The sequence below is a fragment of the Paracoccus sp. M683 genome, assembly GCF_007096355.1.
GTDB lineage: Bacteria > Pseudomonadota > Alphaproteobacteria > Rhodobacterales > Rhodobacteraceae > Paracoccus.
The window spans coordinates 75953-88203 of sequence record NZ_VKDF01000001.1; the positions used below are offsets into that span (position 1 = coordinate 75953).

5 protein-coding genes are annotated in these 12251 nt (G+C 65.5%); 1 reads left to right on the forward strand and 4 read right to left on the reverse strand.

Translation table 11 applies throughout. The features are described 5' to 3' along the window. Nucleotides 1-124 precede the first annotated feature (124 nt). The gene (locus FNJ84_RS00375; RefSeq protein WP_143790938.1) at nt 125-1045 is read left to right on the forward strand and encodes a carbohydrate kinase; all 921 of its coding nucleotides are present in this window, start codon (nt 125-127) and stop codon (nt 1043-1045) included. Here FNJ84_RS00375 and FNJ84_RS00380 read toward each other — a convergent pair. From FNJ84_RS00380 to FNJ84_RS21885, 4 genes are read right to left on the reverse strand one after another with little or no spacing between them, the layout of a single operon-like run. Beyond that, on the reverse strand, nt 1042-2307 hold the full coding sequence (locus FNJ84_RS00380; RefSeq protein ID WP_143790939.1) for a c-type cytochrome: 1266 nt from the start codon (nt 2305-2307) through the stop codon (nt 1042-1044). The genes FNJ84_RS00375 and FNJ84_RS00380 overlap by 4 nt on opposite strands. A 9-nt stretch (nt 2308-2316) precedes the next feature. After that, the gene (locus FNJ84_RS00385; protein WP_185968374.1) at nt 2317-2844 is read right to left on the reverse strand and encodes an SCO family protein; all 528 of its coding nucleotides are present in this window, start codon (nt 2842-2844) and stop codon (nt 2317-2319) included. A gap of 50 nt (nt 2845-2894) precedes the next feature. Further along, entirely contained in the window at nt 2895-4742 is a 1848-nt protein-coding gene (locus FNJ84_RS00390; protein WP_143790941.1) for a hypothetical protein, read from the reverse strand. Further along, nucleotides 4724-11905, reverse strand: coding sequence for a hypothetical protein (locus tag FNJ84_RS21885; RefSeq protein WP_185968375.1), 7182 nt, complete (start codon nt 11903-11905; stop codon nt 4724-4726). Before FNJ84_RS21885 ends, FNJ84_RS00390 begins: the two co-directional genes overlap by 19 nt. Nucleotides 11906-12251 lie beyond the last annotated feature (346 nt).

The window sequence follows — 12251 nt, forward strand, 5'->3', positions numbered from 1 at the left end:
CGGGCCGGGCCTGAGGGCGGAGCCTTCGATTTTCCGCCTGAACGCCGCGAACCCGGCCCATCAGGGCTGTTTCTCAAATCTGTCCGGCGCTAACATACCCCTGAATCAACGGGAAGAGGGCATCATGATCCTGTGCACGGGCGAATCGCTGATCGACATGGTGCCCGAGGATGGGCATTACCGGCCACTATCGGGCGGTGCGGTTTACAACACCACCGTTGCGCTTGGGCGATTGGGCATCCCCACGGCCTATTTCTGGCCGATCTCGCGCGATCCCTTTGGCGAACAATTGCTGCGCCCGCTGGTCGAGGCGGCGGTGAATATCGACCTGTGCCCGCGCACCGACCGGCTGACCACGCTGGCATTCGTCACCCTGACGGGGGGCGAGGCGCGCTATTCCTTTTATGACGAGGGCTCGGCCGGCCGAATGCTGCGCCCCGAAGAGGTGCCGCCCCTTCCGCGCGAGGTGACGGCGCTGTTCGCGGGTGGCATCAGCCTGGTGCCCGACCCCTGCGGCGCGGCTGTGGAATCGCTGGTTGCGCGCGAAAGCGGGCGGTTGCCGGTGATGCTGGACCCCAATATCCGCCCCTTCTTTATCCAGGACGAGGCCGCCTATCGCGCCCGGCTGGCGCGAATGCTGCCCATGGCCGATATCGTCAAACTGTCGGGCGACGACCTTGAATGGCTGCATCCCGGCCAGTCGCATGAAGACGCCGCCCGCGCCGTGCTGGCGCTTGGCCCAAAGGTCGTGCTGCAAACCGGCGGTTCGGTCGGATCACGGGCGCATTGGGCGGGCGAGACGGTCTTTGCCCCCTCGGTCCGCACCCAAGTCGCCGATACGATCGGCGCGGGCGACACCTTCAACGCGGGCGTTCTGGCCAGCCTGTCCCAGCAGGGGATACTGGCGGTCGATGCGCTGGAATCGCTGACAGCACAGCACCTGACCCAAGCGCTGGCCCTTGGCGCGCAGGCCGCCGCGATCACCGTCTCGCGCCATGGGGCCAATCCGCCCTGGGCGCATGAAATGCCGCAGGCGGCCGGCTAGCCGCCGCGGCCGGCCGGTGGATCGGCGGGTCGGGCCCGTCCGCCGCAAACCTGCCAGACAATCGCCTCGACACTGCCAGTCAGACGGTGCCGGCCGTAGTCAAGCGCCGGCCAGCCGGGATCGGTCAACTGCACCGCATCAAACCCGGCCATCAGCCTTCCTTGGGTGCAATCAGGTCCGCAATTGCGAACCGCCTGGACCAGCACCTCGGCTGCAACCCGGCCATAGCGCGCCAGCGTTGCCCCCGCCCCCGCCCCCGCCCCCGTCGTATCGGCCGGGCGCGGATCGGTTGCGGCGACACAGCCCCTTGGCGGCGGTGCGATCAGGGCCAGATCGTCGATGGTCGCAAAGATGGGCGAAGCCGGCGCCGTGACCAGAACCTGCCCCAGCATATCGGCCCCAATGACAAAGATCGGCTGGTCAGGATCGACTGTTTCGGCGTCCTGAACAAAGCCAAGCCCCGGGTAGGTCGCCAGCAAGGGCCGCAGACGATCGGCGATCGGCGGGACCGACAGGACTTGCAGCGCCTCGGCCTGGGCGATCGCAGCGGCGATCTGGGCCGAAAGCGGCGCAAAGCCACCGCGTATCTGCATGGGATCCTCGTCCCCCAGCAGCGTCGCCAGAGGGAACAGATCCGGCATGTCCGCGCCGGCCTTGCCCGGCTGGATTTCGCCAAGGCTGGCGATGGCGGGTTGCCGGGGATCCGTGGTCAGGCGGATCTGCCGGCCAAAGATGCCATTGGGGGCCAGCCGGGCGATCTCGTCCTCGAATGATTGCCGGAAACTCTCTGCCCTGGGGGTGGCTGGCGTGAACCTGAAGGTGATCGCATCGGCTGCAACCCCCTGGCGTTGCAGCCCCGGCACCGCCTGCAAATAGACCGCAAGCGCGGCCGCATCCCCATCCGCAGCAAGGGCAAAGCGCGGCATGGCGCGGCCAAGCGGGCTGCCATCCGGTCGCTGACCCGCGATCAGCGCCGTGGCCAGCGCCTGAACAGTATAGCCGCGCGTCCCGGACAGGGTCTGCCAGTCGATCGGCGGGCCGGCCTGAACCTCGGCCCCGCCACCTGCATCGGCACCATGGCACCCGGCGCAGGAAATGCCACCCGCCGGAACCGCCCGCGCGCCCAGCATGACCGACAGGCCGGTATCCCCCTCGCCCTGATACAACGCCTTGCCCCGTGCGATCAGCGCATCAGGGGCCTGCTGCGCCGATCCGGCCGAGGGCAGCAGAAGCAAGGCGAACAGAATGCTGCGAACCCGCATCGGTCCGGTCTATTGCATCAGCCTGACCGCCAGATCATAGATCTGATCGGGCAGCAGGGGGCTGGCCTCCAGCCGGGCCATCTGCTGACGCCCGGCATGGCCAACGATAACGTAAAGCTTGTGATCTTCCAGCGGTGTGCCGTCCCAGACCCCCAACCGGGTCAGCAGCGGCATGATATCCGCAGGATCGCCAGTCAGCCGCAGCCAGTTATCGGGGCTGTCAAAGATCTGGTGGCGTTCCAGCAGGTCGGCGGGCCGGTCGCGCGCCGGGTCCAGCGTCAGTGTGACCAGCCGGACCGGCGCCGGCAGCGCCGCCCGCCGCTCGGCGATGTCGCTAAGATAAAGGTCGGCCATGCCGCAAATCTCGGTGCAGCGCGTATAAGTGAAGCTGAGGACATAGGCGCCATCGCCCACGGCCTCGCGAAAGCGCATCGTCTTGCCGAACTGGTCGATGACCGGGGCATCCGGCAAGACCCCGCTGGCCGGCGTCACCTGCATCTCGACCGGCAGGGCGGCCGCGCGCGGTTCATCCGCCACAGCGATGGCGCCCCAACACATTGTGACAGAAAGCAGGGCAGCCATCGGTTTCATCGCGATACCTCGATAGTCGAGGGCATCACCGTGATCCCGGCGGGCAGCGCCATGTCAAAACTGACGCTGACCTGACCGGCCGGCATGCCCGCCACCTGCGCGCGGTGGCCATTGGCGCCGGCAGGCTGTGCCAGAACCCGATCACGCCAGCCGCCATCCAGCGATTGCAACAGCACCGGCAATTCACCCGGCCACAGCTGTGCCACGCCCTCTGGGTCGACAAGCCGCAGATCAAGCGTCATCGCCTGCCCTGCATTCCTCGTCGCGCCTGCCAGCAACTGCAATGTCAGGCCCGGCTTCTCGTCGCCCTCGACCTGAAACCGGGCGCAGGCGGTGAAGCGGCCGACCCCGCCCGACACGACCAGTTCATACGTCCCGCCATGGCCAAGAACGGTGGCTGCGCGATAGCGCCCCGGCTCGGTCTCGCGCAGACCGCCGGCAAGTTCAGCCAGCGACAATGGCCGGCCACCGGCGATGCGAAAGCCGTTCATCGGCGCGGTGGCATTGCCGGCACTGTCGCGCATCACCGGGAAAGCCGTGGACAGATCGGGATGCAGTACCAGCACCATGCCGCCTTCATGGCCCCGGCGGGTCTCGATCAGGAAGGGGCCGGCGCCGGCGGGCAGATCACCCACAGGCGGCCCGATCCGCACAGGCCGGATCGCCACAGGCTCGCCCATGCGGACCTGAGGCAGATCGACCACCAGCGCCATATCCAGCCGGTCCAGCAAAAGCACCGCCATATCCCTGGCAAATGCGACCTCGCGCAGGTTCTGGTCCAGCGGCGCGCGGTTCAATGCGCCCGCCTGCACGACCGAGTCGGTGGCGATATCCACGACCGAGAAGCCCGGCGAATCCGGCGACCAGGCAATTGCGAAATCTCCGTCGGGGGAAGCGGTTATCCGCGAGGCCGGCACGGCCAGCGGTGCCGAGACGCTGTGCGCGCCGCCAAACACCACCGTCAGGTGATCGCTGCCATTCACGAACAGAACCGCATCGGCCTGTATCGCATGGGCGGCGGCCACTGCATCGCCCGGCCCTGTCACCGGCGGCAGGGTGCGGCCATCATCCTGCGCCAGAACCGCGATTCCGCCACGCAGCAGCGCCAGCACGCCATCATGGCGCCCCTCGTCAGGATCGGCGAAACCCGGTGCCAGCGCCAGAACCGGGGCCGGCAGGCTGATCGAGTCCCGTTCGGACGGCGGCTGCAACACCGCGCCGCGCGCCATCCAGCCATTTGCGCTGGTCAGCACCGGGCCTTTGCCGGGCATGGGCGACAAGGCCTCGGGCTGGCTGCCAATGGCGGCGGGCACGCGGATGCGACCGCCATCGCCAGTCTGCGCGACAAAGGAAAACGCATCGGCCTGCCCGACCAGCGGGCCGCGCGCATCGGGCAGCGGAACCATGGCCATGATATTGGCCGATGCGATGGACTGTTCCCAATCCAGAACCGAAATGGTGCCGTCCTGATGGCGGACCCCGAACAGCGAGCGATCCAGATCCGTGCTGCCACGCGGCAGGTCGCGCCCGGTCACGAAATAGGACCGGGCCGCATCGGCGCATTGGCTGTTCGACGCCGCGACGGGGCGGATCCAGCCGCTAAGATGCTCATCGCGGACCGGGCCTGCGCCGGCGGGATCATCCAGCCGGACATCCACCTGAAAGGGCTGGCCCGCCATGGGCTGGGTGATGGGCGTGCCGGCGATATCGCTCAGCGTCAGTCGCACCTGGACCCCGCCGCCGAAACCCGGATCGGGCACCTGCTGCGGCAGCACCGCCGCCGCGCCCAAAGCCAGCAGGGCAATCGCGACCAGCGGTCGGAGGATCAGTCGAGAAAGCCGCATGATGTCGCCCCCTCGGCCGTCAGCACATCCAGCAAGCCCCAGGCACCTGACGCATCCATCATGCGCGGCCCGTCCGACCACATATAGCAGCCCGACCGCACCGGCGCCGAGAACGACGCCGCGATCGACTTGCCCGGCGCCAGCAGGCCGGCATGTGGAAAGCCGAAACCGGGGAACAGGTCGTCATAGTCATTGCCGACGGTCACGAATGCCCGCTGCCGCGCCCGACCGCCGGGATGGACGACGCGCACGATCACCTCATCCCCCGGCCGCGCCCAAAGCCGCAGCGAGTTCGAGGACAGCGAATCCTTCTGGGCATAGAAATCGGGATCGAAGGCATAGGCATTCAGGTCGCTGTTCGCCTCGGCCGTGACGCCCTGCGCCTGACGCAGTCTGCGGTGATAGGCCGGCGCCAGATAGCTGACCGCCTTTTCGCCAAGGTCATAGCTGTCGTCGCAGACGATACAGTCGCGCATGATCGGCAGCGCGGCATCGCCCGGCCCCGCGTCGATCGGCCACCATTGATTGCCGCTGCCCTCGTCCCACAGGTTCATTCCGTCCTGATAGAACAGCACAAATTCGCGGACCGCCCGTGGCTGACCCGAGGCATCGGGGAATCCGATCACCGTATTATGTCCGCGCCCGTGATGGGCATTTCCCAGAACACCGACCCGGCGCGGCGCATATTCACCCGAACCGTTCGGCCGGCCTGGATAGCTGGCCCCGGCGGGTTCGACGATCAGCGCGCCGAACAGGCCATGGGTCAACTGGTTGAACAGGTCGGAAACCGGCTTCAGCGGCACCGCGCCAAAGGCATAGGGGATAGCGCTGACCGGCGCAGCCTGTTCCTGCGGGAACGAGGCCGGAAGCCCGGATTGCTGGGCCACGCCCTTGACCGACATCAGCGCGGCAGCGCAATCCACGGTCATCTGCGCCACGTTTTCCAGCGTTTCGGCACCAAGCGGGCGCGTTGGGCGCGTCTTTTGCTGCACAAAGCCCCAATAGGTCTGGCCAAGCAGCGCAATGGGGAACCAGCCGACCTGATTGGCACGCGCGGCCGGGGCGGCGGCACCACGCACGGGCACCTCGGTCAGGACATAGTATTCGGGATCCTCTCCGCGCAGAATGGCCTGCGCCTCGGCCCGCGATTCCAGCGCATATTCGGGCAGGCCATCACCGATCAGATTGCGGGCGGCGCATTGCTGGACGGCATTGCTGATGTTGGGTTCAAGGCCGGTCGGCACAGCCCCCTCGGCAAGGAAAGGCGCGCTGTCCATCAAGGCATCCACAAGCTGCCAGTCCACGCGCAGCAGCCCCAGATAGTAATCCGAGACCTGGACCGAACCCACCGGCTCGGACGTGGTCTGGTTCACGCCAAAGGGCAGGTTCGCGTCGCCGCCCCGCGTCAGCATCGAAACGGGCGCGGTGATCGCGATCCGGGCCGACGGGCGAATGTCGATGCGGTCGGTCTGGCGGAACTCGCCCGGACCGGACTCGTCCCCGCCGATCTGTTCCCAATTCGGTTCGACATTCAGCGAAACGATCCGGGGCATGGCGGCATCGCCCAGACAATCGGCCAGTTGCCCTTGCTGATCGGTGCTGCCGCGATCACAGCGGTCCAGATCCGGTTGCTGCGACACCAGCGCATTCACCACCGACAGCTTCAGGCAGTCACCGGCATTGGCACGGATCACCATGGGCTCATCGTGGAAATAGGCCATGGCCGCGCTTTGCAGGCCGGCGATCTGATCGCCCGGCACGCCGCCCGTCAGCCATGGCGCAACCAGCGATTTCGGCACATGGATCAGCGCCATCGCATTGGGATCGCCGAAGCCATCCTGCCATGACGCATATTGCTGCCCGCCCGGCAGGGGCATGGCAATGGCATAGGCCTCGATCAGCGGCGCATCGGCCGGGCACTCCATGCCGCGCCCTGCCATGATCTCGCTGCTACGGGGCAAGGGCTGGGCGATCCGGGCCGCATCAAGGGGCTTCAGCGCCAGTTTGACGGGGCAGTTTTCTGCCGCTACCGCGTCATCGGTTTCGCAGTCAGGCGCGGTGCCCGCCTGTTCCAACCGCCGCGTCTCGTCACGAGCGTTGGCGGATTCATAGACCCGCATCAACCCCCAAGCGCCGTTCCAGATCGCGTCCTGCGAACCGAAATGGAACAGATAATCCAGGCTGGCCGTGCGTTCCAACGTTCCCGGCGCGGGCGAAGCCGAAATCTCGCCCTGGCGGTACTGCACGGCATATTTGCTGGGCGCGGCGGGTATTTCGAAATGTTCGGAAATCCCCACCTCTTGCGCGGCAACAAAGCCCTCCAGATTGTCGCAGCTGGCCACCATCCGCGTATGATCGGCCCAAAGCGGCGACATCGGGTCGGGCAGCATCCCCTCGCGCCACCGGTCATGTTCGCGGGCCAGGCCCTTGCGCCCCTCGCGGTGGCAGGCCTGCCACCAGGTTTCGCCCGGCAGGTCGCTGTCCAGCACCGCCGAGTTCGAGGGGTATTTCTGGTCGATCTGCCGGCGCCATTGCAGGCCCTCGATGTTGAAGGTGTGCTGAACCTCTTGCGCGCCCTGGATCAGGCGGATCTGAACGCGCTCGTCCGAATAGGTTTCCAACAGCGGCGTGGCCGGATCGCCATGATCGCGGTTGCGCAGCAGGCCCGCCGCCGCCTGACGGCCAGCATCGTCCAGCCCGGCAGGCGCGGGTTCGGCAGGTCTGGCGCTGTCGGGTTGCAACTCGTCACCGAACAGCTCGGACCGGAAGACATGGCCCAGATTACCGCGCGGATCGGGCGATTGGCTGTTGATCGAACAATCCAGAACCGCCGCCGCATCAGCCATGCGCTGTTCGAAAGCCGCATCGAAATGCTGCTTGCCCCCCGGCGCGGCCAGATCGCCGGCCAAGCCAACCGCGCCCGGATCGCGCCGGCGGAACTGGGCAAGAACGCCATCGTCCAGACCGGCATAGCAATCAAAAGCCGACTTGCGCGCGCTAGCCATGCCCGAAGCTTGGCCTGCATCAGGGTCTGCGCCCACCGTTTCGTCTGCCTGCTCAAGGGTAAATCCAATCTTTGTCGGCGGCAGCGCCGCGTCATTCCGTGGCTTTTCCTGGGCCTCTGCTTCCTCTGGTTCCTCTGGTTCCTCGGGTTCCTCGGGTTCTTCCGCCTCGGCGGCGCTGTCGCCGGTCTCGCCGATGCGCAGCGGCACAGGCTCGCCACGATAGTTCACCAGATAGGGATCGTGATGATCGACCGAGATGGATTCGGGCCGCGCAGGCGCGTTCACCGGGCGGGCAAAACCCTCGCCATGCCCGGCGCGATAACGGACAAAGGCGAAATGACGGCGCAACCCCTGCACATCCGCCGGATCAATAAGGGCACGGGCCACCAGCGCGGGCGGCACGTTCAGCCCTTCGATCAGGGTCGGGTTCCCCGCGATCAGCGCGCGCTCGACATGGCTGCCACACAACAGTTCCAGCGGGGAATCAGCCGTCGTTCCCGCCGCGCTGTCGCGGTGCTGCGCCTCGCAGACCAACGTGGCCAGACCCTTGGGCGTGGCGTGGTCGGCCAAGGGTCCAGCCAGTTCCGTGCCATCGGGCATGGTGCCGGCCGCGGCGATCAGATCGTCGCGGCTGCTGTCCGTGGGGTCGTAAAGCAGGGCGAAATCCGCAACCGCCAGCGCGAATTCGCGATAGTCGGGGTGCAGTTCCGGGTCATCGCCAGCCGTCACGATCTTATGCGTGCCCACACCGCCCGGGCCGCCAATGGCCAGACCGTCGCTGCCCGCCATTTCCATGCATTGATCGCCATCTGACGTGCGACCGGGGCAGACCGTCTTGCCCTTCGGCTCGATCACCAGCGCCGAATAGAAGCCATGCTGCTGGATCGAGGATGGACCGAAATGATCATGGGTAAAGACAGTGCGCATGGTGCGATCGGCCTTTTCGCCATCAGGATCGCCATTCTCGATCGACAGGATCGGATCGGCAAACCAGCGCTGCACCGTGGTCTGGAACAGAAAGGGAAACTTGCCGCGCTTCAGCTGCCACAGCCGATGTTCGGCCACGACGGGCCAGTCGCAGAAACTGGTCCCTTCGGCCAGTTCCGGCAATGGCTCGGCACCGGCAGCATCACGCGCCTGCAACGCGGCCCGCACCTTGCCGGCCAGATCGCCCAGCAGGGTCGCGGCCTCGGCATTGCCCGATTTGCCCCATGCACAGAGGCGCGAGGCCAGTTCATCGGCGGCGAAGGTGCCATCCTCGTAATTGAAGCCGTTGCCCGAGCCATCGGCCGAGGTCACGTCGAATTTCACCAGATGGATATGCTGGCCGATCGTGTCGGTCGGCGTCTTGACCTGAAAATCATCCAGTTCCAGATCCTTGGGCAGTTCGTTCGTATGGCGAAACTCGATGCATTCGCCGGAATAGGCGCGGAAAAAGAACGGCTCTTCCCGCGCGGTCGGGCCAAGCGTCTTGTAGCGGTCGGACTCGGTTGTCAGCACGTTCAACCGGCCTTGCGGATCGTGCCACCCCGCCTTGTTCGTCACGATATCTGCCTGCACCGCCGAGGCGGCATAGCGACGGAAACCCGAAACCGCAGGATCGGTGACGAAATCGGCCAGGTAAGGCGCGAAGGGATCAGGTCGCATCAGCATTTCCGACAGGGACCGCAAACCACCCGAGGGCTCGGACGGGTCGCGCCCGGCGAAACTGTCCGGCGCGCCGCAGGGATCGGCGAAGGGTGCGCCCGGCTTGGGCGGCGCGCCATTGACCGGGAAGGCCAGTTGCGCCCCATCCTGCGGCACATTCGCCGCCCGGCTGAGGTAACCGCCGGCCTGCGGGTCATAGCTGGTCGGCTGACCATGGGCATCGCGCAGCTTCAGCCCCCGGCCATCGACCTGCCCGTTATGATGAAAGCCCATCGCCGCCTGTTCCAGCGGCTCGCCATTCTGATCGAGAAGGTCGATACTCGCTTCGGCCAGATGGGCGGTGAAATCGCCCATGGCCAGCATCTTGGCCGTCGCGCGGTATAAACCGTCCTCGATCTGCCGGCGCCGGTCCTCGTCCGTGCCCACATCCAGCGCCAGATCGCCAAGATCGAATGTGACACCCGTTTCGCGGGTCGTATCCGCCTGAACCCGGTGGCGCGGCAAGGCGCCGGCTAACAGCGCCCCCGGATCATCCGCCGTCGCACCTTCGGTCGCGATATCCAGCGGTGCCTGCGGCGCCCGGTGGCCGGGCTGACCGGCAACAAAGAAGGGATAGCCCGGCACGGCCTGGTCAGTGGCGACCTCGGGTTCGCCATCGCCGCTGCTATAGGTCGGCAGCAGGGGCGCCGCCATATCGGGCAACGGGATCACGGCTGGAACCGGCGTGCCCTGCGCATCGGCGACATAGCCGCCATTCGCGTCGACCGATCCCTGACGCGCCATGATCGGCAGCAAGGTGCCATCGCTTTCGCGCGCCAGAAGTTCCGTCGACAGCCCCGGTTCGGCCTGCCCGTCCGGCAGCTTGCGCGAGCCATCTTCCAGAACGTCATGAACGCGCCACAACTCCCACATGCCTTGGGCGAAATGGGGGTAAAGATGGCAATGAAAGATCGAATCGCCCACCGTACGGTTGCGGTTTCCCGAACCAAGCGTCTGCCACCAGCCCGGATCGGCGGTGGCAGCACCGGGGCGGAAATCGCGCTGGCCGCCGTGATAGATGCGATAGGTAAAGCCCTGCCGCGGCGCCACTGTCTGCGAATCCAGATAGGCCCCGCGCGCATCGTCATTGCCGCCAAACCACTGATGCGCATGCAGGTGGAAAACATGGGTTTCCTTCGGCCCGGCATGGTAGTTCCGAAACACGATCGGATCGTTCAGATAGGAATGGTGAACGTTCGAGGGATCGTCCAGATATTCCTCTAGCAAGGCGGGGTCGCCATTGGCCCAGCTTTCCAGAAAGAACTCTTCATACAGGCATTCCATGCAATCGGCCGCCGGACCGATGCCCTTGCGATTGGCCAGGATCATCGCCCCCAGACCGCTGGCGCCATAATTGATGGCGAAACCGTCGCGAACGCCCTCGAATTGGGTAAAGCGCCCCAGTTCCTCGAAATTGCGGGTATAGAAGGTTTTCAGCTCGTCATGGAAAACGACGGTAAATTCGCGAAACGCCTGCCCGCCCGCAGGCCGTATCACGGCGTTCAGCGCGTTATGGACGATCTCTTGCCGCCCATTGCCCAGATCCTTCAGGATGTTCAGCACCGGCAGCGTCTCGCCCCCGACATCGGCCTGCGCCTCATAGTTCAGCATGGCCAGCCGGTCATGGGGCTGCGCCGTGTCGTCATTAGGTGTCCATGCGGCATCGAACCCCGCCTTCGATGTCTGGCTGAGATACCATTGCGTCGGCGCGGCATCGGGTTTTTGCGGTTCCACCGCGAGGCTGCCGAACAACCCATGCGTCAGTGATCCGCCATCGCCTTCGCCCCCGGCCGAAGCTGCGGTGGAGTTGATGAAATACGGCCCCTCGCGTTCAGCATGCCAGTAGCAATCGGCAACCTCCTGTCCCGGTGTCAGCGCCCCCAGGCCCAGACAAACCGGGTCGATCTGCCCGGTCTGCGGGTCGCGCAGCGGCCGCAAGCCGTCGATGACAAAGGAAATCGCGCGCGTGCGGGGCCAATCGGTCGGGGTATCGCCCGTCACCAGCTCGGCCGACTGCTGATCGGACCCGGCCGCGCACATGGCGGCAACCAGCTTGTCGGCCCCGCCCGCATCGGAAAGAACGGCCCCCTCGCCACCCGGAAGCGCATCGGCGGAAACCGAGCCTTCGGATACCAGCGCCCGCAGCCGCGCGCGCCATGTATCGGCTGGCTCGCCAGCCTGGCGGCAGAAGGTCTGCGAATAGTCGGGCCGACCATCGGCTGCGGATATGCGCAGCAGGTTGCGCACCCGCACATGCAGCACATCACCGACATTCGCCCGCAGCGTCAGGGGCCGGGGGCGCTTGCAATCGCTTAGCCGCACCTCACCCGCCGGCAGATCGCTGCGGCGGGCATGCATTCCCTTGTCTTCGGCACAGTCTTGCGGCCCCTCGGATGCCGGAATCAGATCGCGGGTCAACGCAAAGATCATTCCGAACGGATTATGCGAGCCGAAACGATTATAGACCAGCATCTGATCAATCGCTGCCACATCGGCGCAAATCAGCCGCCTGTTTCGTATATCTTCCGGCGATATATTTGAATCTGTTTCAGCCAGCTCTGCGAAATCCGCCAGATCATCCAAGCAGAAATCCGCATTTTCCTGAGCCTGTGCGCCTGTCGCCACAACTATCAGAAAAAATGCAATAAAAGTCGCGAAAACCTTAACTCTGGCCATGACCTAGCCCCCAGAGAAGAATGCGATATTTATAACAAAAATAGCATTACCTTCCGCGTCCGTCAACAATCGTCAACGGCGCGATATTCCCCAAACCCCATGCAGCTAATCATTATTTATTTTTGATTTACGATTATCAATG

Bases quoted from the DNA above. Each gene is read 5' to 3' on its own strand.
- FNJ84_RS00380 (WP_143790939.1), bottom strand. From the start codon at position 2,307: ATGCGGGTTCGCAGCATTCTGTTCGCCTTGCTTCTGCTGCCCTCGGCC.
- FNJ84_RS00390 (WP_143790941.1), bottom strand. From the start codon at position 4,742: ATGCGGCTTTCTCGACTGATCCTCCGACCGCTGGTCGCGATTGCCCTG.
- FNJ84_RS21885 (WP_185968375.1), bottom strand. From the start codon at position 11,905: ATGCTGGTCTATAATCGTTTCGGCTCGCATAATCCGTTCGGAATGATC.
- FNJ84_RS00375 (WP_143790938.1), top strand. From the start codon at position 125: ATGATCCTGTGCACGGGCGAATCGCTGATCGACATGGTGCCCGAGGAT.